This is a genomic window from Paenibacillus sp. FSL L8-0470 (assembly GCF_038008625.1).
Classification (GTDB): Bacteria; Bacillota; Bacilli; order Paenibacillales; family Paenibacillaceae; genus Paenibacillus_AQ.
The window spans coordinates 6,771,649-6,796,817 of sequence record NZ_JBBOZM010000001.1 but is presented as its reverse complement, the minus strand read 5'-3'; the positions used below and the strand labels follow the sequence as shown (position 1 = coordinate 6,796,817).

Sequence of the window (25,169 nt, the reverse complement as noted above, 5' to 3'; positions counted from 1 at the left end):
ATATAACAGGGACACTGAAAACAGTTTATAGGATTTTTGAAAATAGATGTGAACCTATGGGGAAGTTTAAATTTTTAACAATGAGATGGGAGAGTTACGCTGAAATGAATGAAGTATTCAAGGACAAGAATAGCAGAGCAGATTTACGGGGAATGAAAATGTCGCCAGCTAAAAGATGGATCGCCGCTTCATTGGCAGGAGTGCTGTGGATCATGCCGGTAATCGGCAGTGAAGGGTTGCCTCATTTCGGGCCAGGAACCGCATCGTTGGCTCAAGCAGCAGCCTCTATTAAAGTAACCAAATTAGGTGAAGAGGTAATCACTTCAGGGGCAGTTATGATGAAATATAAATTCTCCACCACCCGCTCCGGCAAGAATGCGACTGGGCTCGCGGATGTAATTCGTGTAGATCTGAATAACCCCTACGTATCTCTAGATGTGATGACCGGCAAAGGCGGCAACTTGACTACGCGCCAAAGCACAGGCGGTATGGCTGCGGAAACCGGAGCAGTGGCGGCAGTTAATGGAGACTATTTCAATACAAGTGGTGAAGGCGCGCCTATTGGTGGACAGGTAACGGGCGGAGTCGTTGTTTCAACGCCGTCGCAGCTTAATGGAATGTACGCCTTTGCTGTTACCAAGGACCGCAAGCCTGTGATCGACGAATATACGTTTGAAGGGCTGGTGACGGCGGAGGATGGTTCGCAATTCCCGTTATCGGGTATCAACAAAGGAGCTTATACTCCGGATGGAGGCAGTTCCACATACAGCCATGCCAATGCTGCCTATGTTTATACGGATGCCTGGACAGCGCGGGAGCGGCCAAAGAATAGCTCGGCCAGCCCCACAGAGGTTCTGGTTGAGAATGATATTATTACCCAGATTTCAGAAGCCGGTAAAGCTCTGGCAATAGCAGTTCCTAAAGGTGCCTATATTCTGCGGACACATGGACTCGCGTCTCAGTTTGTTACGGGTCACCTGGCTGTAGGGCAAAAGCTGGTCACAGACTATACGCTACGCTCCAAAACAACGCAGCAGGAGCTCGATCCCGCCAATGTGCAGATGATGATAGGCGGACATACGATACTGGTTAATGGCGGCCAAGCTGCGACCTTCTCGCGCTCAACCAGCAGTCTTGGCGGTTACCGTGCCCGCACAGCACTGGGGTATTCACAGGATGGACAGTATGCCTATGTTATCGCAGTCGAGAAAAATGACAACAGTGCCGGAATGTCGCTGTCAGAGCTGCAATCCTTCATGACGAACATCGGGGTCTGGAAGGGGCTCAATCTGGACGGAGGCGGCTCTACAACGATGGTAGACCGGCCTTTGGCCGAAACCTCGACCACTCTAACGTTTAATACAGAGTATGGCAAAGAGCAGCGCAGCATTGTCAACGGGCTTGGAGTATTTACATCTGCTCCAAAAGGCGAAGTAAAAGGGATTAAAATCAGCGGCAGCCCGGTGCTTCTGATCGGACAAAAGGAAAGCTATTCTTTAAAAGGCTATGATACGTACTATAATCCAATCGATGTAGCTGCAGCAAACCCGGCTTGGGTGGCAAGCAATGGCAGTGCAAGTGTAAGTACAGGGGAAGTAACCGGAGTGAAGCCGGGGACAGTCACCTTGACAGCGACTAGCGGTAAGGCTAGCGCGTCTACAAAGGTCACTGTTCTGGGTGGTGAGGATCTGAACAGTCTGTCTGTTGGAACGGCTACAGCGCCTCTGACGGCCGGCGCATCGGTATCCGTGCCTGTGACAGCAGCTGCCAAGAGCGGAGCAACAATTTCAGTGCCGAATTCAGCACTCAAATGGGAGTTCGTCGGTTTTAAGGGCAATGTGCAGGATGGTAAGCTCACAGTTGATTCTGTCAATCCTGGTGTGACTACCGGTTATGCGATAGCCCGTTATGACGGCTTCAGCACTGCAGTTGTATTGTCGGCAGCGGCAGCTTCTACCTGGGAAGACTTTGAGAATGTAACCTATCCGATTGCCTTTACTTCCAACGTCAACACTGTAACAGGAACTGCGGGTGTTACGGCGGGCAGTGCTGAACGTGCAGGCTCCAAGGTGCTGTCGCTTAGCTATGATATGACGGCCGGCAGCGGCAAAATGTATGCCTACGCCCAATTCAATGGCACGGGCGGTAAAAGCATCCCGGCAGCAGCAACCTCAATGTCGCTTGATGTCATGGGCGATATGAGTTTGAATTGGCTACGGGCTGAAGTAGTGGACAGTAGCGGAACTACAGCTTATATTGATTTGGCCAAAGTTATCGACTGGAACGGCTGGAAAAGCTTGAATATTGATTTGTCAGGCTCCGGAATTAAATTCCCTGCATCTTTAAAGAGATTGTATGTGGTGAATGTAGAGGAAGGACAAGATGAGCGGGCCAAAACCGGCACCGTTGCTTTTGACAATCTTTCCTTTGTGATGCCGTCGCTTTCCAGTGAAGCCGGACTTCCGAAGGGAACCGCTGTAATGAAGATTGGTTCCAAATCCATGGCGCTGAACGGAGCGGATAAACCCATTGACGTAGCTCCCGTTGTTAAAGGTGAGAGTACTTATGTGCCGATTAAATATGTGATGGACGCGTTTGGCGGCAGCGCGGGTTGGAATTCGAGCACCAAGAAGATCTTGGTTTTGCGAGGTGCAAAAGTTATGGAGCTTACTGTGAATAGCAAGGAATATGTGTTGAACGGGAAACGGCAGAGTGCTGAAGTAGCTCCTTTGATCCTACAGGGCAGGACTTTAGTACCTCTAAGATTGGTCTCAGAACAGCTAGGTTTGACCGTAAAATGGGAACAGAACACGAAGACCGTAACTATCGAATCGTGATATGTTAGTATAAAGGAAAGCCTTTAATACGATTCGATAGAAATGGGGCAAGCATCCGTGGAATTTCAGGCCGATGCGATAGATCGCGTTATTAAGAATACCATCGACGTGATGGAGAGCAGCAAGTATCAGATATTTGAAATATTGCAGGTTGCAAGGGATGAGCTTGTTGCACTCACCAAAGAACTGCAGCGCGTTATGGAAGAAACGGATGAAACATTGCAAAAGGTAGACAAACTGGAGCTGCAGTACCACCGCTCCCGCATCCGGCTGACTGAGGTTAGCCGGGATTTTGTCCGCTACTCGGAGAAAGATATCCGGATTGCGTATGAGAAGGCGACAGAGCTTCAGCTGGAGCTCATGATGACAAGGGAAAGGGAAACCTATCTCCGGAGCAGACGGGATGAACTGCAACAGCGGGTTCGAAGTGTGGAGAACTCAGTGGAACGTGCCGAATCGATTGGTTCGCAAATGAGCGTTGTCCTGGAATATTTGTCCGGAGAACTAGGACAAGTGACTAGAATTGTCGAAACTGCGAAGAACAGGCAGATGATCGGACTCAAAATAATCCTGGCTCAAGAAGAGGAACGGAAGAGAATTGCCCGGGAAATTCATGACGGTCCTGCTCAAATGCTGGCGAATTTAGTCCTTAGGACGGAAATTGTAGAAAGAATGCTGGTAAAGCAGGAATTTGCCCTGGTGCAGGACGAAGTAATAGACTTAAAGGGACAGGTTCGATACAGCCTCGAAGAAATGCGCAAGGTGATTTTTAATTTACGTCCGATGGCTCTCGATGATTTGGGGCTGATCCCGACACTCCGTAAATACGTTCATGATTATGAGGAGAAGACGAAGATCAGAACCTCCTTTGAAACGAGGGGCAAGGAGCACAGGCTGTCTTCTGCCATGGAGGCGGCGGTGTACCGACTGGTTCAGGAAGGTTTGTCCAATGCGGCCAAGCATGCCTTTCCCAGCTATGTGCTAGTAGAGATCACTTATCAGGCGCAGCTGATTAAGATCGTCGTAAAGGATAATGGATTAGGCTTTAATGTTAAGAAGGTAAGCGAGCAGGGCAACCGCGAAAGCTTTGGACTGGTAGGCATGCGGGAGCGGGTGGAACTGCTTGAAGGAAGAATGGAGATTTTGTCAGCGGAGAATCAGGGCACAACAATTGTAATCCACATTCCGACGAATGTGGATAAGGGAAAGGAGTAATGTGATGGAGAACCAAAGTTCTGGCAAATCGCCCATTCAGGTTCTTTTGGCCGATGATCATCAGTTGTTTCGTGAAGGGCTGAAACGTATTTTAAATATGGAGGATGACATTGAAGTCATTGGCGAATGCGGTGACGGCATCCAGGTGTTGGAGTTTTGCAATGTCAATAAACCGGATATCGTGCTTATGGATATCAATATGCCTATCGAGAACGGTGTGGAGGCTACTCAAAAGCTGCGTGAAATGTTCCCTGAAGTCAAGGTTATTATTTTGTCGATTCATGATGATGAAAGCTATGTATTTGAAACACTGCGCAAGGGTGCCAATGGCTATTTGCTGAAGGATATGGAGGCAGAGTCGCTTATTAACGCTATTCGTTCCGTCTGTGAAGGCCATGCATTTATCCATCCTAAGGTTACGGGCAAGCTGATTAATCAGCTGCGGCGCATGACCTATCTCAATGAGACGGGAGCAATGACCGAAACGGCCGTTAAGGAAGCAGGCGTCAAATTCGTCGCAGGCGACAACAATCCATTGACCCGGCGCGAGGCAGAGGTACTGCGGCTGATGGCCGAAGGCAAGAGCAATAAGATGATCGGAGAATACCTCTTTATCAGCGAGAAGACCGTTAAGAACCATGTCAGCAGTATTCTGCAAAAAATGGAAGTTGACGACCGTACTCAAGCAGTCATTAATTCTATCAAATACGGCTGGGTAACCCTATAACAGGCTTAACCTTAACTGAACGTTTTGGAGAATCCCAATGATCCGGAACAACATTACATAACAGACTGCAGCGATTCTGCTGTAATCAAACGTATTGTTTCAGTGCACAGTTATATTCGATTCGGCAAAACGCTGATGTAAATATGTACCCGGCTATCCCCAGTCTTGTTGGAACCATGGGCAGGCACCGACCTTTTAACTCCGGCATATAGTGTCGGTATACAGAGGAGGTGCATCTCCATGGTAGCCCAGTTAATCTGGATTGCGGTTATATACGGATCCGCAGTTGTCCTTGTTCATATTTTGCGCAACCGGGAACTGACCCGGCAGACGGCATGTTCTGGGAAGCGGCTGCATTATATTCTTATTACCCGTAATCATGAAGCGGTTGTCGAATGGTATATCCGGGTAATCGGTATTCATGCTTTTCTGACCGGAAAGTTATTTCGGGTGACAGTAATGGACGATGATTCAAGTGATGCTACGATAGCTGTGGCTTCCAGATTGGCTTGCAGCGGTTCTTCCATTGATGTTGCCCGGTTCATGCACAATCGTAGCTTACAGGCAGAAAGCCCGTTACAGCAGGGTATATTGGTCGATTTGCGGTTTCCCGGCACAACTGCTCCGTTGCGGTTTATGCGGATGCCGGAAAGCGGGGGATATCAATCAGAGCGCGGCGAATGAGAATTAAATACGCAAGAATCGGGTGAAGCACACTCTCCAAGAATGGAGTGGTGTGCTTTTTTGTGTCTCAGGATAAATTAAGGAGGGATTGCAGATGAGGGTTGCCCTATATGCTGTGAAGAATAAGGAATGCTGGCACCTGTGGGTTTCGCTGAATATCCAGGTAGACAATGTCTGGTGGAGCGGGGTGGGAGGTGAAGGCTGGAATGGACAGTCTGCGGACAAACGGGTATTGCTTTCTGCGGATCTGCCGCTCGGTTGGGCAGTCAAACTTCGTGACAATGTCAAACCTGTGAAGGGCATGCAGGAATGGACGGAAGAACATTGGGCTGGCTATCTGGCTAATCTATTGCAGGCTGAGATTAATGAGGAGCAAGAAGCAGGTGGCGAATGGAAGAATAGTACCCAGTTTCATTCAACCGCTAGTTTCAGTGAACGGACTGCGCGTTTCGCACTCAGTGCGCAGGCGGATCGCTTAGTGGAGGCGCTGTCCGGCCGGTCTTTGCTGCAGTCTGAAGTTGAAGCACTACTGGAGGAGAAGGAGCCGCTACTGGCAGACACTTGGCAAGCTGCAGCGCAGCTCGCACATTTGCAGGGGCGGCTGAAACTTGAGGCCGCTTGCAGCAGGGTTGAAGAGAGCAAGGGGAAACTGCGGCGATGGAGCTCGGGGATAGAAAAGAGAGCTACGCGGACTGAGAGCCCGCAAAAGGCTGCAGGTGAGGCGAGGCGGGGGCGGGGAAGCAGGGAAGTGGCGGGCGATACATGGAGTGAGAGCGTAGCTAGGGATACAGTAGGTGATGCGTGGAGTGGGAGGGAGAGCAGGAGAGTAGGCGTTGATGCATGGAGTGAGAGGAAGAGCAGGGAGGTTGTGGCGGAAGAATTGAAAGAGAGCGAAGGCAGGGATGTCCGTGCGCGGCTGCCCAGTGCAGGCAGCCTCCTGCGTGCTGCGGCGCTTCGCCTGCCGCGGCTCCGCTTGCCCCTGCGCGGCGGCGCTGTCGCCCGCCGCGCGGACATACGCTGCCTGCGCTGCGGCAGCGTCGCCACCGGCCGCACGGCATGCGCCGCGTGCGGCCTCACCGGCTGCGCCTACTGCGAGGCCTGCCTCGCGCTCGGGCGCAGCCGGGCCTGTGCGCTGCTGCTGCGCAGCGCATCCCTTCCGGCCGTACGGTGTACGGCCGGTGTCAGTCCCACCGTAGCAGCGCGCCGGTGGGGGCTGAGCAGCGCGCAGGCGGGAGCCGCCGGCGCTGCACTGGGGTTCCTGGCGGAGCCGCGCCAGCGCTCCGCCGCCCAGGGCCCAGAGCGGTTCCTGCTCTGGGCGGTTACAGGAGCGGGAAAGACGGAGATCACTTTCCCGCTCCTGGAGGCGGTGCTGCGCGCCGGGGGACGCGTGCTGATAGCGACGCCGCGCCGCGACGTCGTACTGGAGCTGGCTCCGCGGCTGGGCCGGGCGTTCCCGGACAGGACGCTCTCCGTGCTGTACGGCGGCAGTCCAGACCGCTGGGGCCAGAGCCAGATGGTGCTGGCGACCACCCATCAGCTGCTGCGTTTTCATCAGAGCTTTGATCTGGTCATAATTGACGAGCTGGATGCATTCCCCTATGTCAATGATCCTATGCTGTCCTTTGCGGCTGAGCATGCGTGCAAGCCGGACGGCCGCTTTATCTATTTGTCGGCGACGCCGCCACCGGAGCTGCAGCGCCAAGCGCATAGCGGCAGACTTCCGCATGCCAGAGTGCCTGTCCGTTTTCATGGCCATCCCCTGCCCGTACCGCAGCATCTGACCATGGCGCCGGTACAGCAATGCTTGAAGCGCAGAACTCTGCCCGGGAAGCTTAAGAAGGCGCTGGGCAGGTCTTTTGCCCGGGAAGCGCAAATATTTGTGTTTGTGTCGCGGATTTCCCATATTGCCGGACTGCTGTCGCTTCTGCGCCGGAGTTTTCCGGGCAAAGCCATTGAAGGCACCTCATCCCAGGACCCCGAAAGAGCAGAGAAGGTGGCGGGATTCCGCAGCCGGGCAATCTCCCTGCTGGTGACAACTACGATTCTTGAACGGGGAGTAACAGTCCCGCGAAGCGATGTGTTTATTCTGGATGCTGACAGTGGTCTGTTCGATGAGGCCTCACTTGTCCAGATGGCAGGCCGGGCCGGGAGGTCAAAGGACGATCCAGACGGATCGGTGATCTTCTTATCTCCGCAGTGGTCAAGGTCACAGCGCGGAGCCATTTCGCAGATTCGGACAATGAATGCCATTGCCCGCAGACAAGGGTTGATAAGCAAGGAGAAATGGATATGAAATTCTCACTCTTGAGGCTGGCCAATATTCAATCCTTATTTGCCCCTTCCCTGCAGCAGTGCCTGATCTGCGGGAAACACAGCCAGCCCGTAACAGAACTGCCTGGAGTCTGTGCGGGCTGTGAAGCGGCTATTCCCTGGATTCGCTGTCCGCGCTGCAGTAAATGCGGACGCCATGTCGGCTGTCCCGATTGTACCCGCAGCAGCGAGCCAGGTCCACTCGTGTGTAACCGCAGTGCGGTTGCTTATACGAGTGTGATGCGTGAGATTTTGGGAAGGTACAAATATCGCGGCGATGAGAAGCTGGTTTCAATGCTTGGCCTGATGCTGGACAGGGCATATTCCATTCTGAAGGAAGAACGGGAGCAGTTAATGCACAGCAGCCGCCCGGTGCAGAGCAGATTCTCAAACATCATATTTCCTGTTAGGAAAAGCGAGCGGAATCTTCTCTGGCAGGCCGACTTGCTGGTTCCTGTTCCTGTCAGTGACTCCCGGCTCGTGGAGAGAGGGTTCAACCAGGCCGAGCGGCTGGCGGAGATGATATCCCGGCGCAGAGGGGTACCGCAGCTCCCGCTGCTGATCCGTACCCATCATACCGGCAAACAGAGCTTTAAGACCCGGGCCGAGCGGCTGGCAGATATGAAGCACGCTTTTGCCGCTAGCCGAGATTCTAAAGTTCTATCAAGTTTTGAAGATCTGTTGGAATCATTGAATCCGCAGGACCGGCCTTTGCAGATTATCATTATTGATGATATCTATACCACAGGAAGCACCATCCGTGCGTGTGCGGAAACGATAATCCGGCTAAGCGCGAGTTTGGGCTGCACAGCGGAAATATACAGCTTGACCTGGGCCAGATCTTAGAACGTTCATTTTACTTCCATTTTGAAGGTATGCATGAGCAGCGCAGCCAGCGAGACCGGGAACACAATTACAATCAGCATTACGATCTTTCCGGTCTCGATGTTTCCAATATCGGATACATATGGGGCAGCCACCACGGAAAAAGGCGAATACCAAAAAAATTTGCTGCCGCTGAGTCCAAGACTAAGATTAGTAATCGTAGCGGCTACTGCCACCAGCACGGGAACAAGCAGTGAGCGGCTGAGCTGGCTGAGCAGAGCGAACAGAGGCAGAACCGCAAGCTGACCCAGCAGGAACAGCCCTGCACGTGCCAATTGATCGTTCAACAGTTCTGTAGGCAACGGCTCTCCTTTAAAAATCCAAATGGTAATATACATCCCTATAAATTCAATAAACGTGCTGACCAATAAAATCAGGAAAGCTATGAATAGTTTGCTGAATATAATCGACATTCTGGAGCGTGGATAGGTGTATAATACAGAAGCCGTAAAATCTGTATATTCCTTGGAGATGATTTGACTGGCTAGTAGAGCAATCCAAAGGGTTACCGTCATGAATGCATACATCAGCTTTTCATTCGAGAGATAACCTTCCCAGGACATTGGTTCTCCGAGGCGCATTACCATAAACAACAATGGGCCAAACAGGCTTACTGCGGGCAGTGCCCAGAAGAGCGGCGATTTTCGGAACTTGAGCCATTCACAGTACAGCATCTTAGTTCAGCTCCTTTTGGCTGGTAACATGGATGAAGAAATCCTCGAGTGAGTCGGCGCGGATGGCCAGCTCTTTCACTTCAATCCCGTGCACCACCAGCTGGCGGTTGATTTCACCGCTGTTGTCGAAGCCCTCGTACAAGCGGAGTACTCCCTTTTCCCACACCTGGAACTTGTGGATTCCAAGCTGGTGCTCCAATAACACGGCCGTCTGCTGATCATCATTCACCTTAAGCTCAAGATAGTGGCGGTTTTTGCCCTGGATCTCTTCGTAATCCAACTGCTCAATGAGTCTGCCTTTATGCATAATACCGATCCGGTTGGCCATAAGCTCGATTTCACCCAAAATATGGCTGGAGATCAGCACGGTCAATTCCCGCTTCTTCTGCAGGTCTACAATAAGCTCGCGGGTATCCTTAATGCCAAGGGGATCAAGCCCATTAATCGGCTCATCCAGGATGAGCATGTCCGGACGATGCATGAGTGAACGGGCAATGCCGAGACGCTGGCGCATGCCGAGTGAGAGCTGTTTTGCCTTTTTATGTGCGGCCTGCTGCAGACCGACCAGCTTCAGGTGCTCCATCACGGATTCCCTCTCGGGAATGCCGCTCATCCGGCGGTGAATTTCGAGATTCTCGGCGGCTGTCAGGTGTGGATAGAATCCCGGGGTTTCAATAATAGAGCCAATCCGGCTGTAAAGCGTTCTGTGCAGCGGATTACCAAGCCATTCGATGCTGCCTGAGGTAGGCTGGATTAATCCCAGAAGCATGCGCAGGGTCGTAGTTTTGCCGGCTCCGTTCTGACCGAGAAGACCATAAATATCACCCTGGCGCACGGTCAGGTTCAAATTTTCAACTACGGCCGAGTTTCGGTAGTGCTTGTTTAAGTCACGGGTTTGCAGAATAGGAATCATTGATTGTCTCTCCTCAGTAAAGGTATGGACTCAGCTTAGAGGAATACCCTTACTTAACTATGACTTAATTCTTACTTTTTCTTTAATATTCCTACATTCAGCAAGAGGAAGCCTTAGGCAGCTGCAGAATAAAAGAGGTGCGTTCCCCAGGTATCGAAGCGGCATGGAGACTTCCCCCCTGCTTGAGCGCGAGCTGTCTGGCTATCGTGAGTCCCAAGCCGCTGCCGCTGCTGCCGGATGTACGTGCGGGTTCAAGCGTGTACGTTCTTTCGAAAATAAGCTTCAAGTTCCCCGGTGCAACCCCCGGCCCGTTATCCCAGATTTCAAGCGAAATGTGATCCTCTGTTTCGGTGAGCCGAACCCCAATCTTTCCGGAGGAAGCACCATGCTGCAAGCTGTTAGAAAGTAAATTGCCAACGATGCGTTCCACAGCCATGTTATCGCCAAGTGCATACAATCGTTTTTCCGGAATCTCCACAACAGGCTCCAGCGACAGGTTGAGAAAAATAGGGTAGAGGCCGACCAGCATTTCCTTGGCTAATCTGTTCATGTCTATAGGGACGTTTTGCAGGGGGAGATCCCCGGCTTCAATCTTCGCCAATTGAAAAAACTGATCCAGCAGCTCATACATCGAGCGGGATTTCTTATAAGCGATGTTCATGAATTGTTTCTGCTCCGCACCGCTCAGATTCTTATCGGTTTGCAGTACCTCTAAATAGCCCATCACAGAGGTCAAAGGGGTGCGTAAATCATGCGAGATATTCGATACCAGCCGTTTATGCGCGTCCTCTGCTTGCCTTGTACGGGATTCAGCATTTTGCAGACGATCCAGAAGACTGTTAATGCCGGAAGCTAACTTGCGAAGTATAGGGTTTTCGCTAAAGATCCGAACTCGCTCATTGGGCAGAGTCTGTCCGGGTTCGGTGAAGGTAGTCTTGTTCAAAAGAAACTCATGGACATGACTCAGTTCGCGATGAAGCCGCAGTAAGCGGAAGATAAGGACTATGGCCAACAGGACAGCAAGAATCAGGCTGATAGTAAGGACAAGAACCGTCATACTTCACCCCATTTGTAGCCCATTCCCCAGACTGTGATGATATGCCGGGGGAGGGAAGGGTCTTCTTCAATTTTGGAGCGTAGGCGGCGAATGTGTACAGAAATGGTGTTTTCCGCACCCGCACCTGCATAATCTTCACCCCAGATTCGGGTATATAGATTTTCCCGGGTGAACACTTTTTTGGGATGAGAGGCCAGCAAATAGACGATTTGAAATTCCGTGGCCGTCAGACCGAGGGAGACACCGTTTTGCAGGACTGAGCACTGTTCGGGATCAATTAGTAGATCGCCGCAGGAGATGTATGGATTGCTCTGTTCAAGGAGAGGATCGGCTGAAAAATCAATATACCGCCGGATAAGTGCCTTTGCACGGGCTATTAATTCAAAGATACTGAAAGGCTTAATAATATAGTCGTCAGCTCCGCTGCCAAGACCGATGATCTTATCCGTTTCCCCGTCTTTGGCGGTCATAATCAGCACGGGCACGTAGCTGACCGCACGGATTCTTCGCAGCACCTCCAGTCCATCCATCCCTGGCAGCATCAGATCGAGCAGTACAAGCTGAAAAGGGCCGTTGCGCTCAAAAGCTGCCTTTGCCTCAAGGCCGTTCCCGATCCGCACGCATTCCATGCCTTCCTTATGAAAATATCGTTCGAGCAGCCCGGAAATTTCCAGATCATCTTCAATGACAAGAATACGAATCATGTGATTTCTCCTTTGATATGACCGTTTAGCATATTTTTTGCTATTATAATATAATTAAAGCGATTTTTTAGCCGATACTAATCATAGACGGAATTTCAGCTATCATGTAATCTAGAGCATAAGACGTGAATTCACAGTAAAGAATGTAAGAAGGGAGCCGCTGCCGAAATGAATTTAGACAATTGTCCAAAGTGCGGCCGGTTATATGTCAAAAATATCATGGACCTGTGCCAGCCCTGTCTCAAAGAGCTTGAACATCAATATGAAATCTGCGTAGAATATCTGCGCAAAAACAGAGGCACCAATATTCAGGAGCTGTCCGATGCTACGGAGATTCCGATCAAGGAAATCACCCGTTTTATTCGCGAAGGCCGAATTTCCATAGCAAATGCGCCTAATATGATGCTGCCGTGCGAAGTATGTGGAACCTTGATCCGCGAAGGGCATATGTGCGACAGCTGCCGCTCCCGTCTGACGAAAGATCTTGCAAATGCTGCTAAAGAAAGTGCCGCTGCAGAACCTGTTAAGAAGTCATCTGAGGGCGCCTACCGGGCAGTCGATAAGCTCCGCGGTATATAAATTCTGTAAAAAAACGTTTGCAGCTATAAAGAATGTTTCAACGTAGGCCGATAAACTTAGTAAAGATTATCGGTTTTTTTATATCAAAAGGAAGGTGGAAGTTATGAAAATTAACGAGACCGGACGAATTAATGCGATTAATCCGTATCAACGCAGTGCGGAATCGCAAAGGCAGGAACAAATGAAGAAGAGTACGCGTAAAGATGAGGTTTCTATTTCTGACGAAGCTATTAAGCTCTTGCAAGCCCAGAACAGCGGCAAGGTTGATGCAGAACGCGCACTTAAGATTGACAGCTTGAAGCAACAGGTCTCCGCAGGTACCTATGAAGTAGACGCAGCCAAACTCGCAGAGAAACTCGCCCCTTATTTTAAGCAATCCTCCGAGAATTAGGTGAACCCATCCATGGCATTGACGAAATTGCTTGAATTGCTTGAGCGGCTGGACGAAGTGCATCTTCAGATGCTGGATCTGGCCGCTGTCAAGAAACAGACGATTATGGACAACAAGGTGGATGGTCTTATTGACATCATGAACCGTGAGTCCAAATTAATGAAGCTGATTGGACAGCTTGAAGAGCAGCGCACGGAGGCTGCGTATGCCTTTTTGCAGCATGTGGGCATACGCTCCAACCTGAATCTGAATCTGACAGAGCTGTCCCGGCTTGTATTTGACCCTGAAGACAAATTACGGCTGCTGCAAATTCAGCAGAAGCTTTCAGACACAGTGCGTCGCTTGAAGAAAGCCAATGAGCTGAACCAGAAGCTGATTGAGCAGTCGCTTACCTTTATAGATTATTCCCTGGATTTGCTTGTCGGAAGACCGAACCAGGACTTTACCTATCATCATCCATCCGACAAGGGCAACAGCGCAGCACGGCCGGGCCTTTTTGACACCCGCGGATAAAATTGTATTTATTACTGGCTGTTTTGCCGGAGCAATCACAAGGGAGGACCAAGTAGCATGACATCGACATTTCATTCAATTGAGACCGCAAGACGAAGCCTTTTTACGCAGACTGCTGCGCTCAATACAACCGGACACAACATTGCCAATGCAAATACGGAAGGCTATACCCGCCAGCGCGTAAACATGAAAGCCGCCTCGCCGATTGAGGCGTATGGACTCACTAATTCTACCGTTCCCGGCCAGCTGGGTACTGGTGTAGAATTCACCTCCATCGAACGGATCCGGGAAATGTTCCTGGATGACCAGTACCGTGGAGAAAGTGCCGCCAGCGGCAACTGGACCATCCAATCGGATACCCTCGATAAGCTGGAAGCTATTGTAAATGAACCTTCAAATACAGGCATCCGGACCGTACTCGATAACTTCTGGAAGTCCTGGTCAGATTTGAGCAAGAATCCAGAGGACCCAACGGCCCGTAAGATTGTAGTGCAGACCACACAATCGCTCACTGATGCAATCAATTATATGAGCACCCAATTAAATAATCTTGACCGTGATCTTACCTCCAATATTGATGTAAAGGGGAAGGAAATTCAAACCTACCTCAGTTCTATCGTTGACCTGAACCAATCCATTGCCAAGATTGAAGGCATGGGCGATCAAGCCAATGATCTGCGGGATCAACGTGACCTGTTGACGGACAAGCTCTCCAAGATTGCTAATATCACGGTGGTAGATACGGATGCCGGATATAACATCTCATTGGGGGGGCGGAATCTTGTGCAGGGAGCAGCGCTCAGCGCAACGGTAGACAGCGCGTTCCTTAATGCTGCTTATGACTCTGGAGATCTGAAGGCTGGAGAAGCTTACGGGATGATATTTTCCAACAGAACTTATGTCACGGATTACAAGAAACAGCTTGATACCTTGGCTAATACGATTGCTAACGGAGAGGTGCAGGTTACTATTCCGGCAGGCTCTACTGTTCCCGCAGGAACTACTGTACTCAAAGACTCAGAAATCATAAATGTGGACGGGACAAAGACCCCGCTGCTTGCAGGTGCTGCAATTCCTATTCCTCTAACTGGTGATCTAAAGACTACTGTTAAGGGCTTGAACGGCTTGCATCAGTTAGGATTTGGTATGGATGGCAGCTCAGGCCGCGCATTCTTTACCCCTGCTGTCGCAGGTGAAGCTATCACTGCCGGCAATATTCGGTTGAATCCGGAGATTGCAGCCGACCCAAGCCTATTTGCCACTTCGATGCGTGCAACTACTGATACCGCTGGCAAGGTTTCAGTGATCAAAGGCAATAATACCTTGGCCCTAATGTTCAGCAATCTCAAAGATAACAATACATTTACTACAGCAAGCGGCTCTACAACAGGCACTGTCGGGTCCTACCTCAGCTCTATGGTCGGCCAGCTTGGTATCCAATCACAAGAGGCTGCCCGCCAGGCGAGCAATTCGGACTTTCTGGTCGAGCAAGTGAATTCCCGCCGCCAGTCTGTAAGCGGGGTATCACTGGATGAAGAAATGTCGAATATGCTGGTATTCCAGCACGCTTACAGCGCTGCTGCTCGCTTTATGACAACTTTTGATGAAATGCTCGATAAATTGATTAATTCTACCGGCACCGTCGGCAGATAGAGGAGGAAGAGCATATGTTGAGGGTAACCTCCAATATGATGAATTCACAGCTGCTGCTTAACTTGAACCGCAATGCGCGTACCATGAACGATACACAGCTGCAGCTGGCCACTGGGCGGAAGATCAACAAGCCCTCCGACGACCCTGTAGGGATTACATATTCCTTGCGTTACCGTGCGGAGCTTTCGTCAAATGAACAATATACCAAGAACGTAGACAGTGCAGTCTCTTGGCTGGATTATAATGATACAGTGTTAGGACAGGCTGGGGAGGTTGTTCAAAAGTTACGGGAGTTGACGGTGCAAGCATCGACGGGCAGTAATCCGCAGTCTGCTTTAGACAGTATTAATAAGGAAGTCCTGCAGCTCCAAGAACAGCTTGTGGATATTTCAAACAGCAAGCTCAACGGCAAATACATCTTTAATGGTGAGAAATATGATACCAAGCCGTATGATTTTGCCAAAAACGCTGACGGTACCTATAATACTACTCAGGCTGTAATAACAGATCCTGGTCAAATTCAGTATATCGTAGGTGAAGGTGTGCAGATGCCTATTAATTTAACCGGAAATGAGGTGTTTGGAGATACTGCTGATCCCGACAATCTCTTTAAGATTATTAATGATATTTCAGCGGCATTGAGCTCCGGAAATTATTCTGCAGTCTCAGCACAGCTTACTAATATCGACACACGAATGGAGACTATATTAGCAGCCCGCTCTGAGATAGGTGCCAAAACCAATCGTGTTGAATTAATGCAGGATCGTCTAAGTGACCTGAATGTGAATCTTACGGATCTGCAAGCCAAGACAGAGGATGCTGACTACGAGGGACTGATCATGCAGTCTAAGATTCAGGAGAACATCTATAATGCTTCTCTATCCGTGGGTGCGAAGATCATCTCTACTTCTCTGGTTGATTTCATAAGATAGTGGAGGTGATCTCTGTTGATCCAACCTGTCGTACAAATACGCCAGTCTCCTGCTGTTATGAACATAGATGCAGATCCAGGCACATTTTCTATAAGACAGCCCAAGGCTGATGTGAGCATAACGACTACTCCAGGAGAACTTACCGTTCACTCCACCCGTCCAGAGCTAACCGTAGATCAATCAAAAGCATGGGCAGCGTATAACGGTGGTAAAATGCTGGAAATGAATAAACGTATCTATTCCGGTATTGAGCAGTTGTATTTACAAGGAATTGCCAGACGGGTAGAGCAGGGAAATCGGATGGCCGAATTTTTCAAGCCAGGGAATACAATTAGTGAAGTGTATGGAACGGATACTTTGCCGAACTCCTTTCCTGAGATGCGTGGTCCTGCATCCTATGACAATGTGGACATTCATATTCAAACGCAGGCGCCGCAGCTTAGTTACCGGCCTGCACAGGTGGATGTGGAGATCGAAAGGAATGCTCCTGAGATTGAGTTCACCCGTGGCAAGCTGGATATTTATATGCAGAGTTACGGCTCTTTACAATTTATTCCCCCGGAAATCAATGTTCAAAGGTAGCTTCCAAGCTATAGACGTGCCTTACAGCGCCTCTATAGCTTTTCTGCTTTATATTTTTTAAACAACTTAATTTATACTTTAGGAGTGAATAACTTGATTATAGAAACGTTGTCTTGGGGTAGACTTGAAGTGAGTGAAGAACAGATCTACCATTTTCCCAAAGGGCTGCCGGGTTTCGATGAGGAAACTGAGTTCGCCTTAATAGCTATGGAGGAAGCGCCGTTCTGGTATTTACAGTCTGTGAACGATCAAGGATTATCCTTTCTTCTCGGTGATCCGTTTGCGTTTTATCCGACTTATGAATTCGAGTTACCTGATGAGGAGGCGGAAGAACTGGCAATTGGTTCAGATGTTGTTGTCCGCTGTATTATTACGCTTAAGGAGCAAACGGAGCAGTCCACCCTTAACTTGCTTGCTCCAGTTGTACTGAATCCTTTGGAGAGACTTGGTAAACAGGTGGTCCTGCATAGGAGCCCTTATCATACCAAACACAGCCTATTGCAAGATCAATCAGTAATTGACGGAAAGGATGGTGGATGAAATGCTGGTATTGTCCCGTAAAAAAGGCGAGTCCATCGTCATACAGGATCACATTGAGCTGACCGTACTGAGTGTGGAGGGAGATACCGTAAAGATTGGCATTTCAGCTCCGAAGCATGTCGATATTTTTCGTAAAGAGGTATATTTGTCTATTCAGGAAGCCAATCGTGAATCAGCGGCACCGCAGCAGTCCGATCTTCATGCGCTAATTCATAGGCTTCGCGGTTGATTTCATCTAAAAGGTGCACTTCTCTTTGGGGAATGTCGCAGTTGACAAACGCCATTCCACCAAAGAAAGTAGCCCTTTTTTTGTTTTTAATAAGGTAACTTTCGAAATGAATAATATCTTTTAAAAAAAATATAGAAAAACTTTCTGTTTGCTCTACATAGTTTGCCTGGGGTTGTCGATATATAATTTAGACGCTGATCCTGCAGGGCGGCCGACCTTAATGGTTTGGCGTTTACCACATGGATGTGGAACTAACTTAATTTCAGGGAGGAAATATCAAATGATTATCAACCACAATATCGCGGCGATGAACACTCACCGTCAACTGACTACTAACACAGCCAACACTAACAAAAATATCGAGAAATTGTCTTCCGGTCTTCGTATCAACCGTGCCGGTGACGATGCTGCCGGTCTGGCAATCTCCGAAAAAATGCGTGGTCAAATCCGTGGTTTGGATATGGCTTCCAAGAACTCACAAGATGCCATCTCTTTGATTCAAACTGCTGAAGGTGCATTGAACGAATCCCACAGCATCCTGCAACGTATGCGTGAGCTGGCTGTTCAATCTTCGAATGATACCAATACAGATGCTGACCGTAAAGAACTTCAATCCGAAGTTAAACAATTGGTTACTGAATTGGATCGTATCGGTAACACTACTGAGTTCAATACCAAGAAGTTGTTGGATGGTTCTGCAAAAGGCGTAACTGAAGCAGTAGCAGGTACTGCTAAAGTTAACAATAACTCCGGTGTCAAAATTGATGCTACAGCTCTTGAAAATTTGAATAAAGCAGCTGGAACTTCTACAACAAAGTCTAACACCGACGGAGCTTACATGATCGTAAGAACTGGAGTTTCTGATCCTGCTACTACAGGATTTAATGCCGCTGATTATAAAATTATCGGGCCAAATGGTGCCGATTCTACTGGTATTGCAATAACAAGTAAAGATCTACTTACTTTTGACGCTGGAGTTCTTACAGGTGGCGCAACCACATTGGCAGTTGGAGATCTACATGTAAATATGAAGGTCGGAGAAAGTATGACTTTTGTATTCGGTAAAGACGTGGATGCTGGCAGTGATCTGAAAAACTCTATAATGACACAAATTGGTGCGAATGCTGGTCAAACGGCATTTATCTCCGTAGGAGATATGCGTGCGGACGCTCTTGGCGTTAAAACAATTGATATTTCCTCTAAATTCGGTGCAGCTACTGCAATCGAAACGGTTCAAAACGCTATGCAAAAAGTTTCTTCCCAACGCAGTAACTTGGGTGCTATGCAAAACCGTCTGGAACACACTATCAACAACTTGGGTGCTGCTTCCGAGAACTTGAGTGCTGCTGAGTCCCGTATTCGTGACGTTGACATGGCTAAAGAAATGATGCAACAAACGAAGAACAACATCCTTGCTCAAGCTTCACAGGCTATGTTGGCACAAGCTAACCAACAGCCACAAGGTGTTCTGCAATTGCTTCGTTAATTTCTTCTCGTTTGACCAAAGCTCCGGGGAAACCCGGAGCTTTTTTTCTTTTTTTTTGCTTGACAGGGATCAAATCCTAAATTATCCCTAAATGAAACCGATATATACAATATAAATAGCGTTGCTGGAGGTCAGGATAATGAATGTACAGTTTTCACTTACTGCCAGTTCCACAATAAGCAGGCCTAACGGTACAGAGAGCAATCACAGCACAGAGTCGACATCACAGGTGAAACCACTTTCTCCAATTCAAGATACTAAGGAGATGAATTTGAGAGAGAAGCAAGGCGTGAACGTATCTGTGGCCGAAGAACAGCTTATTCGAACCATTGAGCGAGCAGTGAAATCTCTACAAGGGCCTCAGACCACGCTGGAGATCAGCATCCACGAGAAGACGCATGATATTATGGTCAAGGTACTCAATAAAGATACCGGTGAGTTAATTCGTGAAGTTCCCCCAGAGAAAACACTGGATCTCGTTGCTAAAATGATGGAAATCGCAGGAATACTTGTAGACGAGAAAGTCTAACACTTGGAGGTGCTGATTTGGTTACAAGAATCAATGGATTTTCTGGCATGGATATTGACAGTATGGTCAAGAGTATGATGGCAGCTAAACGGGTGCCACTGGATAAGCTCAATCAGGATAAGCAAGTATTACAGTGGACTAGAGAAGGATACCGTGAGCTGAACAGTGTGCTGTATGATTTTCGTACAAATAAACTGAACGATAAATATAAAAAATCCGACTCCTTAAATGCGAATAAGGCCGTGACCACAGGGAATACAACTGCAGTGAAAGCCGAAGCTACAGCAACGGCAAATGGAGTCGATATGAAGGTAAGTGTAAGTAAGCTTGCTACCAAAACCACTCTTCAGACCCCCGGCTTAGGTCAAGGTATACCCAGTTCAACTTCATTGGCACAGCTTGATGGTGTAGCTTTGTCAGAGCTCTCTGAAGAAGAAGAGGCTGCATATCTCAAGAAAGGCTTCGACATTACCATTAACGGGGTGAGTTTCAAGGATAGTGCAGGTAATTCTCTGTTTAATGGTCTTACATCTATCTCTTCCCTGGTGGCAGCGATAAACACCAATACAAAGGCTAATGCTGTTGCAAGTTATGATGAGATTACAGGAAAGCTGTCGATTGCATCGAAGGTTGGGGGTGCAGATGGGAAGATTAAAGTCGAAACCCCGGCTGGAAGCAATTCATTACTGGCACTCTTTTCAAAGAAAACAGTGGTCGAGACTAACGGAGCTGGCCCAGGCGTCACAGATGACAAAACATTGGCTGACCTGCAGAAGATGTTGGATGGGAAAGACCCTGCTCCGGGTGCTCCGGAGAGGTATTATGATTTTGTTATTAACGGGAAGCAGTTTGTATTTACTGCATCGACCTCAATTGCATCAGTAGTGACAGCAATCAATACAAAACCCGATGTCAATGTGACGGCAAGCTTCACAAATGGTAAACTAACGATTACCGGTAACTCTGGTGGAGAAGTGAAGATGGATGGAGCCTCCTACGAATTTTTAGGTCTATTCAAAGGAGCTGTACCTTTTGCTGAAGGCCCGGAGCCGATTAAAGAGGTTATCAAGGGTGAAAATGGAATAGTCACGATTAATGGTGAAGTTATTAATAACGTTACTAGCAACGTTTTCACTATTAATGGGGTTCAGCTAACATTATTGGATGTGACCAAGGATAGCAATGGAACGGATATTCCTGCGAATGTTAAAACTCAAAGTGATCCGGATAAAGCTCTGGAATCCATCAAGGGTTTTATGGATGACTACAATGCCTTAATAAAAGCACTTAATACCAAAGTTAATGAAACTAGGTATCGTGACTTTAAACCACTGTCAGATGAGCAAAAAAAGGAAATGAAAGAAGGCGATATTGACAGCTGGACAGTAAAAGCCAAAAGCGGTTTATTCAAAAATAACGATATTATCACAAGTCTTCTATCCAAAATGCGAGAAGCGATTACCGAGAAACTTGGAAGCCTTAATGCCATTGGTATAACTACAGGGAATTATATGGAGAATGGTAAGCTGGTCATAGCGGATGAGACAAAGCTGAAAAATGCGATAAGCGCCAATCCTCAACTTGCGCTCGATCTTTTTCAAGGTCCCGCCAATGCTCCGGAAAAAGGTATCTTCAACAAATTAACGAATAGCATTACCGGCACCTTAGATATGATCACTGAGCGGGCGGGTACCAATAAATTTTCCATGGACTTAAATAGTACATTTAAAGAGGAAAGTGTCATTGGGAAACAACTTAAAGGTTACAATAATCGGATTTATATTATGCAGAAAAATCTTCAAATGGTAGAAAATCGTTACTATAAGCAATTCTCAGCAATGGAAAGTGCAATGAACAAGCTGACGACACAGTCCTCCAGCCTGATGTCCAGCTTGGGACTATCTTAAAATAAAGGGTGAGACTATCTTGCTTAAATCTCCTTATGAGAAATACCGACAATCCTCTATCCAAACTTCCACGCCTGCACAGTTAGTTGTAATGCTGTATGACGGTGCAATTCGTTTCGTGAGAACGGCAATGGATGGGCTGAGCAAGCACGATTTGGAGAAAACTAATCTTAATCTCGGCAAAGCTCAGACCATTGTCAGTGAGCTGATGAGTACCCTTGACTATACCTATGAAATATCGAAAAACTTATACTCCATGTATGAATATACGAATTTCCTGCTGGTTGAAGCCAATATTCGTAAAGACATGACTAAGGCAGAAGAAGCACTGGGTTACTTAACTGAACTGCGGGAAACCTGGCTTCAGGCTTCGAAGATCGCAGCAGGTCAGGGGCCAGAGCCGACATCTACGGAAAGTGCTAATGGATAAGGACAAGCTTATTGCAGAATTGCAGCAATTGACGCAGAATATGATGGGGCGGTTATATGAAGCTGAATTCGAAGACTTGGAGTCTTTCGTGGAAGAACGGCAGAAGCTGATTGATGACATCATCCGACAGTTCTCGTCGATTCCTGCATCGGCGGCGCAAAAAGTCGAAATCGAACGAATCCTGCAGCACGATCCAGAAATCACCGCCCGCATGAACGCCCTACGCCTGGAAGCTCAAGATTGGCTTTATAAGCGTAACCAAGCTAAGCAACAACGCAATGCCTACGAGGCCGGATACACCCCGGACAGCTTCCTGATGGACCGAAAAAAATAGTGATTTCCTGATGATTCACCACAGGAGCAGGCGGGTATTAAATAGCGTCTGCTCCTTTTTTGATGAAAATATCACAAGTATGACGACTTTATATTAAATTTAGGGATGGTAATTTATTGAAAGAAAACATTTACTATTCCAATTGACAATAAAGAAGCAGCGGTGGTATAGTCGATTTGTGAGCAAGACTCACGTTCATCTGATGACGAAGGGAATGTTTAATCAATGGAAGGTAAAGTTAAATGGTTTAACGCAGAAAAAGGTTATGGCTTCATCGAAACTGCCGATGGTGGCGACGTATTTGTACACTTCTCCGCGATTCAAACTGACGGTTTCAAGACTTTGGATGAAGGACAATCCGTAGAGTTTGATATCGTAGAAGGCGCACGCGGACCACAAGCAGCTAACGTCATCAAATTATAATCATCCGGCGCAGCCGACCTACATATATGGTAGATGGTTAGCAATTGAGACTACGCTAGCGCGGACCTTGGGACTACTCCCGGGGTCCTTTTTTGTTGTACATCAGAGGGTGGATTTATATAGATTACCAATTGAATGTTATGTTCAACCAGTTTCTGGGTAATGTAAACCGTTGGGCTAATTATATGACTCGACACAATTTACTTACTTAGGCGTATGCTTCCGGGAGGATGTGGAAGAAGCGATGAGTGAAGCCTATGCCCATCAAACACTCAGGAGGATGAACAGCTGAATGAAGAAAACATGGCGTGGATTTATGACCGTACTACTTGGAGTTAGCATGTTGTTCGGGGCTCTGGGCAGTGTTTCTGCCGCTTCGGTGCCAAAGGATATTAAGGGACACTGGGCACAAAGCCAACTGCAGAACTGGCTGGACAAAGGATATTTGGGTGGATACCCTGATGGTACGGTTAAGCCCAATAAGGTGATTACCCGGGGCGAATACGTTGCTTTTGTAAACCGCCTCTTTGGATTCACGGATACGGCGGCTATCAGCTTCAAGGATCTTAAAAAATCCAACTGGGCTTACAATGAAGTAGCGAAAGCTGTAAAAGCCGGATATATCGCCGGTTTTAGCGACAAAACCTTTCGCCCTTTAAGCCCGCTGACAAGACAGGAAGCAGCGGCAATTACTGCCAGATTACTTAGTCTGAACACAGGCAGCACTACACTTGCATTCAAGGATAGTGCCCAGATTTCTGTGTGGGCACGGGGCTCCGTTGCTGCGGTAGCCAATAAGAAGATTATTAACGGGTATACAGACGGAACCTTCGGCCCTAAGAAATCGCTGACAAGAGCTGAAGCGGTTACCATCATCGGAAATTCGGTAGCTAACCGGCCGGGTGGCTCTGGTGGTACTGTAACACCTACACCTACGCCTACGCCTACAACAGCACCAACCGCGACACCTGCACCTTCGGCAACACCTGCACCAACACCAATTCCAACTAGCGGTACAGGCGGAGGCAGCGGTGGTGGAGGAGGCAATGGCGGTGGTGGTGGCATCATTGTTCCATCCGTAAGTGGTGTAACCTACGGCCATGTTGGTGTTGTTACAGCTGATGTGTATCTTACACCTTCAGTGACCGGAGCTGTCTATTATGTTGTGGCCCCTTACAGCAGTACTGTATCGGCGCCGAGCGCGTTGCAGATAAGAGATGGTCTGACCAGTGCCGGAACAGCTGGTGTCAATAGCGGGAAGACTGCAGCGACAGGCAATACAACTGTATCCTTCTCTGTCTATGGCTTGCAGGCGGGTACTGAGTATGCAGCCTATGTAACGCTTGCTGATTCTTACGGAAACTGGTCAGAAGTATCGACACTGCGTTTAACCACTGCTGCAAGCAGTGCAACGTCTATTACTGCTGTTAAACCAGGGGAGATAGGTACGGTTACAGCAGATGTGTATGTCACCTACGGGCAGGCAAGTGGGACTGCTGCACCGGTAAGATACGTGGTGTTGCCGGCTAATGCAGCTGATCCGAGTGCAGCCCAAATTGCCCAGGGAAAAGATAGTGCCGGAACAGCGCTGTCAGCTCCTTGGACGGGTTTAATCAGTCCTGCACCTGCTCCTGGAGTAAGACAGACACTGGCGCTAACCGGCCTGACTGCGAATACCAGCTACAAGGTATATCTCATTACCGGCAGTGAAAACACATGGTCACCGGTGGAGATCCTGCGCATTCATACTAAGTAGAAGTAACTGACTTTGGTCCGGAAGAGGGTGATTAAAAACTGCCCTTTCCGGGCCAATTGTGTATTTTCGGGGATTTCATAGCATCTTATGTTAGCTAAATGTAAAGGCTGTCATGATTTGTTTTTTACTTAGCGCTGACAATTTGGTATAATGAAAATGTAAACAAAGGAGGAGTGCCCATGCAATTCAGCATTCGAGGTCAACAAATTGAAGTGACCGACGCTTTGAGAGAATATGTTGATAAGAAGCTCAGCAGACTTGAGAAGTATTTCGATGCACCCCCTACCTCAGAAGGATATGTGACGCTTGGCGTTGTCCGCGGCCTTCATACGGTGGAGGTAACCATTCCACTGGCAGGTGTGACGCTTCGTGCCGAGGACCGCAGTGATGACATGTACGCTTCCATTGATGCTGTTGTGGACAAGCTGGAACGCCAAATCCGCAAGCACAAGACCAAACTTAATCGCAAGTTCCGCCAGGAAGGAAGCCTGAAGACGCTGTTTGTAGAAGGAGCCCCTGGGGCTGTTGCTGTAGAGGAACAGGATTATGATGATTTGGAGGTTGTGCGTAACAAGCGGTTTACCTTGAAGCCTATGGATGTCGAGGAAGCGATCCTGCAAATGAACATGGTTGGACATAATTTCTTTGTGTTCTCCAACATCGACACTTCTGAAGTGAGTGTTGTTTACAAACGAAATGATGGAAAGTATGGCCTGATTGAACAGAACTAGATTCTGAAAATCAGCAAGGCAATAGCTGAGGCTGCGTTATTCGTCTCAGTCTGACGTAGAAAATTAACCGAGCCCCTATTCGTGTGAATCGAATAGGGCTCTTGTGCGTATATAAACGGAGACAGAAAAAAGGGCAACATTGCCCTCC

26 protein-coding genes are annotated in these 25,169 nt (G+C 48.3%); 22 read left to right on the top strand and 4 right to left on the bottom strand.

The window, feature by feature from the left end; translation table 11 throughout:
* Positions 1-104 precede the first annotated feature (104 nt).
* From NST99_RS31035 to NST99_RS31010, 6 genes are all read left to right on the top strand, one after another.
* The gene (locus tag NST99_RS31035) at positions 105-2,837 is read left to right on the top strand and encodes a stalk domain-containing protein (protein ID WP_445745002.1); all 2,733 of its coding nucleotides are present in this window, start codon (positions 105-107) and stop codon (positions 2,835-2,837) included.
* A gap of 57 nt (positions 2,838-2,894) precedes the next feature.
* The gene (locus tag NST99_RS31030) at positions 2,895-4,052 is read left to right on the top strand and encodes a sensor histidine kinase (protein ID WP_341097803.1); all 1,158 of its coding nucleotides are present in this window, start codon (positions 2,895-2,897) and stop codon (positions 4,050-4,052) included.
* Positions 4,053-4,056: 4 nt separating this feature from the next.
* On the top strand, positions 4,057-4,779 hold the full coding sequence (locus tag NST99_RS31025) for a response regulator transcription factor (protein WP_341096784.1): 723 nt from the start codon (positions 4,057-4,059) through the stop codon (positions 4,777-4,779).
* A gap of 240 nt (positions 4,780-5,019) precedes the next feature.
* Positions 5,020-5,463, top strand: a complete 444-nt coding sequence (locus tag NST99_RS31020) for a hypothetical protein (protein ID WP_341096782.1) — start codon at positions 5,020-5,022, stop codon at positions 5,461-5,463.
* A 94-nt stretch (positions 5,464-5,557) separates the two neighbouring features.
* Complete coding sequence (locus NST99_RS31015; protein WP_341096780.1) at positions 5,558-7,756, top strand: DEAD/DEAH box helicase; 2,199 nt, start codon at positions 5,558-5,560, stop codon at positions 7,754-7,756.
* A complete protein-coding gene (locus NST99_RS31010; protein ID WP_341096778.1) occupies positions 7,753-8,619 on the top strand; it encodes a ComF family protein in 867 nt (288 codons plus the stop codon). The genes NST99_RS31015 and NST99_RS31010 overlap by 4 nt, the downstream gene beginning before the upstream one ends.
* A gap of 5 nt (positions 8,620-8,624) precedes the next feature.
* Here the strand turns inward: NST99_RS31010 and NST99_RS31005 are convergent, their stop codons facing one another.
* The 4 genes from NST99_RS31005 to NST99_RS30990 all read right to left on the bottom strand — a co-directional run bounded on the left by NST99_RS31005 (position 8,625) and on the right by NST99_RS30990 (position 12,006).
* On the bottom strand, positions 8,625-9,332 hold the full coding sequence (locus NST99_RS31005) for an ABC transporter permease (RefSeq protein WP_341096776.1): 708 nt from the start codon (positions 9,330-9,332) through the stop codon (positions 8,625-8,627).
* 1 nt (position 9,333) lies between these two features.
* The gene (locus tag NST99_RS31000; RefSeq protein WP_341096775.1) at positions 9,334-10,245 is read right to left on the bottom strand and encodes an ABC transporter ATP-binding protein; all 912 of its coding nucleotides are present in this window, start codon (positions 10,243-10,245) and stop codon (positions 9,334-9,336) included.
* A 97-nt stretch (positions 10,246-10,342) separates the two neighbouring features.
* On the bottom strand, positions 10,343-11,302 hold the full coding sequence (locus tag NST99_RS30995) for a sensor histidine kinase (RefSeq protein WP_341096772.1): 960 nt from the start codon (positions 11,300-11,302) through the stop codon (positions 10,343-10,345).
* Positions 11,299-12,006 carry a response regulator transcription factor gene (locus NST99_RS30990; protein ID WP_341096771.1) on the bottom strand — a complete coding sequence of 236 codons (708 nt, stop codon included), beginning with the start codon at positions 12,004-12,006 and terminating at the stop codon, positions 11,299-11,301. The genes NST99_RS30995 and NST99_RS30990 overlap by 4 nt, the downstream gene beginning before the upstream one ends.
* A gap of 168 nt (positions 12,007-12,174) precedes the next feature.
* Between NST99_RS30990 and NST99_RS30985 the strand changes: the two genes are divergently transcribed.
* The 16 genes from NST99_RS30985 (at position 12,175) to hpf (ending at position 25,021) form a co-directional block, all read left to right on the top strand.
* Complete coding sequence (locus NST99_RS30985; RefSeq protein ID WP_076109633.1) at positions 12,175-12,585, top strand: TIGR03826 family flagellar region protein; 411 nt, start codon at positions 12,175-12,177, stop codon at positions 12,583-12,585.
* Positions 12,586-12,688: 103 nt separating this feature from the next.
* On the top strand, positions 12,689-12,976 hold the full coding sequence (flgM, locus tag NST99_RS30980; protein ID WP_038597336.1) for a flagellar biosynthesis anti-sigma factor FlgM: 288 nt from the start codon (positions 12,689-12,691) through the stop codon (positions 12,974-12,976).
* A 12-nt stretch (positions 12,977-12,988) separates the two neighbouring features.
* Positions 12,989-13,489 (top strand): flagellar protein FlgN, encoded by a 501-nt coding sequence (locus NST99_RS30975; RefSeq protein WP_341096769.1) that lies wholly within the window; start codon positions 12,989-12,991, stop codon positions 13,487-13,489.
* A gap of 57 nt (positions 13,490-13,546) precedes the next feature.
* The gene (gene flgK, locus NST99_RS30970) at positions 13,547-15,142 is read left to right on the top strand and encodes a flagellar hook-associated protein FlgK (RefSeq protein ID WP_341096767.1); all 1,596 of its coding nucleotides are present in this window, start codon (positions 13,547-13,549) and stop codon (positions 15,140-15,142) included.
* Between the two features lie 14 nt (positions 15,143-15,156).
* A complete protein-coding gene (gene flgL, locus NST99_RS30965; RefSeq protein ID WP_341096765.1) occupies positions 15,157-16,074 on the top strand; it encodes a flagellar hook-associated protein FlgL in 918 nt (305 codons plus the stop codon).
* A 15-nt stretch (positions 16,075-16,089) separates the two neighbouring features.
* Positions 16,090-16,656, top strand: coding sequence for a DUF6470 family protein (locus NST99_RS30960; protein ID WP_341096764.1), 567 nt, complete (start codon positions 16,090-16,092; stop codon positions 16,654-16,656).
* A gap of 93 nt (positions 16,657-16,749) precedes the next feature.
* Positions 16,750-17,196 (top strand): flagellar assembly protein FliW, encoded by a 447-nt coding sequence (gene fliW / locus NST99_RS30955; protein WP_341096762.1) that lies wholly within the window; start codon positions 16,750-16,752, stop codon positions 17,194-17,196.
* Between the two features lies 1 nt (position 17,197).
* Positions 17,198-17,425, top strand: a complete 228-nt coding sequence (gene csrA / locus NST99_RS30950) for a carbon storage regulator CsrA (RefSeq protein ID WP_341096761.1) — start codon at positions 17,198-17,200, stop codon at positions 17,423-17,425.
* A 280-nt stretch (positions 17,426-17,705) separates the two neighbouring features.
* Positions 17,706-18,911, top strand: coding sequence for a flagellin N-terminal helical domain-containing protein (locus NST99_RS30945; protein WP_341096760.1), 1,206 nt, complete (start codon positions 17,706-17,708; stop codon positions 18,909-18,911).
* 139 nt (positions 18,912-19,050) lie between these two features.
* The gene (locus tag NST99_RS30940; protein ID WP_341096759.1) at positions 19,051-19,440 is read left to right on the top strand and encodes a flagellar protein FlaG; all 390 of its coding nucleotides are present in this window, start codon (positions 19,051-19,053) and stop codon (positions 19,438-19,440) included.
* Positions 19,441-19,487: 47 nt separating this feature from the next.
* On the top strand, positions 19,488-21,347 hold the full coding sequence (gene fliD, locus NST99_RS30935; protein WP_341096758.1) for a flagellar filament capping protein FliD: 1,860 nt from the start codon (positions 19,488-19,490) through the stop codon (positions 21,345-21,347).
* 19 nt (positions 21,348-21,366) lie between these two features.
* Positions 21,367-21,777, top strand: a complete 411-nt coding sequence (fliS, locus tag NST99_RS30930; protein ID WP_341096757.1) for a flagellar export chaperone FliS — start codon at positions 21,367-21,369, stop codon at positions 21,775-21,777.
* Entirely contained in the window at positions 21,770-22,111 is a 342-nt protein-coding gene (locus NST99_RS30925) for a hypothetical protein (protein WP_341096755.1), read from the top strand. Before fliS ends, NST99_RS30925 begins: the two co-directional genes overlap by 8 nt.
* Positions 22,112-22,336: 225 nt before the next feature.
* Entirely contained in the window at positions 22,337-22,534 is a 198-nt protein-coding gene (locus NST99_RS30920) for a cold shock domain-containing protein (RefSeq protein ID WP_019915069.1), read from the top strand.
* Between the two features lie 292 nt (positions 22,535-22,826).
* Positions 22,827-24,290, top strand: a complete 1,464-nt coding sequence (locus NST99_RS30915) for an S-layer homology domain-containing protein (RefSeq protein WP_341096754.1) — start codon at positions 22,827-22,829, stop codon at positions 24,288-24,290.
* A 179-nt stretch (positions 24,291-24,469) separates the two neighbouring features.
* On the top strand, positions 24,470-25,021 hold the full coding sequence (gene hpf / locus NST99_RS30910; protein WP_341096753.1) for a ribosome hibernation-promoting factor, HPF/YfiA family: 552 nt from the start codon (positions 24,470-24,472) through the stop codon (positions 25,019-25,021).
* The last annotated feature ends 148 nt before the right edge of the window (positions 25,022-25,169 follow it).

What these genes read in the sequence shown, in the direction of transcription:
- NST99_RS30945 (WP_341096760.1), top strand. Translation starts at nt 17,706, where the DNA reads ATGATTATCAACCACAATATCGCGGCGATGAACACTCACCGTCAACTG.
- hpf (WP_341096753.1), top strand. Translation starts at nt 24,470, where the DNA reads ATGCAATTCAGCATTCGAGGTCAACAAATTGAAGTGACCGACGCTTTG.
- csrA (WP_341096761.1), top strand. Translation starts at nt 17,198, where the DNA reads ATGCTGGTATTGTCCCGTAAAAAAGGCGAGTCCATCGTCATACAGGAT.
- flgL (WP_341096765.1), top strand. Translation starts at nt 15,157, where the DNA reads ATGTTGAGGGTAACCTCCAATATGATGAATTCACAGCTGCTGCTTAAC.
- NST99_RS31025 (WP_341096784.1), top strand. Translation starts at nt 4,057, where the DNA reads ATGGAGAACCAAAGTTCTGGCAAATCGCCCATTCAGGTTCTTTTGGCC.
- NST99_RS30990 (WP_341096771.1), bottom strand. Translation starts at nt 12,006, where the DNA reads ATGATTCGTATTCTTGTCATTGAAGATGATCTGGAAATTTCCGGGCTG.
- NST99_RS30940 (WP_341096759.1), top strand. Translation starts at nt 19,051, where the DNA reads ATGAATGTACAGTTTTCACTTACTGCCAGTTCCACAATAAGCAGGCCT.
- NST99_RS31020 (WP_341096782.1), top strand. Translation starts at nt 5,020, where the DNA reads ATGGTAGCCCAGTTAATCTGGATTGCGGTTATATACGGATCCGCAGTT.
- fliD (WP_341096758.1), top strand. Translation starts at nt 19,488, where the DNA reads ATGGATATTGACAGTATGGTCAAGAGTATGATGGCAGCTAAACGGGTG.
- NST99_RS31035 (WP_445745002.1), top strand. Translation starts at nt 105, where the DNA reads ATGAATGAAGTATTCAAGGACAAGAATAGCAGAGCAGATTTACGGGGA.
- NST99_RS31010 (WP_341096778.1), top strand. Translation starts at nt 7,753, where the DNA reads ATGAAATTCTCACTCTTGAGGCTGGCCAATATTCAATCCTTATTTGCC.
- NST99_RS31000 (WP_341096775.1), bottom strand. Translation starts at nt 10,245, where the DNA reads ATGATTCCTATTCTGCAAACCCGTGACTTAAACAAGCACTACCGAAAC.
- flgM (WP_038597336.1), top strand. Translation starts at nt 12,689, where the DNA reads ATGAAAATTAACGAGACCGGACGAATTAATGCGATTAATCCGTATCAA.
- NST99_RS31015 (WP_341096780.1), top strand. Translation starts at nt 5,558, where the DNA reads ATGAGGGTTGCCCTATATGCTGTGAAGAATAAGGAATGCTGGCACCTG.
- NST99_RS30995 (WP_341096772.1), bottom strand. Translation starts at nt 11,302, where the DNA reads ATGACGGTTCTTGTCCTTACTATCAGCCTGATTCTTGCTGTCCTGTTG.
- NST99_RS30975 (WP_341096769.1), top strand. Translation starts at nt 12,989, where the DNA reads ATGGCATTGACGAAATTGCTTGAATTGCTTGAGCGGCTGGACGAAGTG.
- NST99_RS30920 (WP_019915069.1), top strand. Translation starts at nt 22,337, where the DNA reads ATGGAAGGTAAAGTTAAATGGTTTAACGCAGAAAAAGGTTATGGCTTC.
- NST99_RS31005 (WP_341096776.1), bottom strand. Translation starts at nt 9,332, where the DNA reads ATGCTGTACTGTGAATGGCTCAAGTTCCGAAAATCGCCGCTCTTCTGG.
- NST99_RS30925 (WP_341096755.1), top strand. Translation starts at nt 21,770, where the DNA reads ATGGATAAGGACAAGCTTATTGCAGAATTGCAGCAATTGACGCAGAAT.
- NST99_RS30985 (WP_076109633.1), top strand. Translation starts at nt 12,175, where the DNA reads ATGAATTTAGACAATTGTCCAAAGTGCGGCCGGTTATATGTCAAAAAT.
- NST99_RS30915 (WP_341096754.1), top strand. Translation starts at nt 22,827, where the DNA reads ATGAAGAAAACATGGCGTGGATTTATGACCGTACTACTTGGAGTTAGC.
- flgK (WP_341096767.1), top strand. Translation starts at nt 13,547, where the DNA reads ATGACATCGACATTTCATTCAATTGAGACCGCAAGACGAAGCCTTTTT.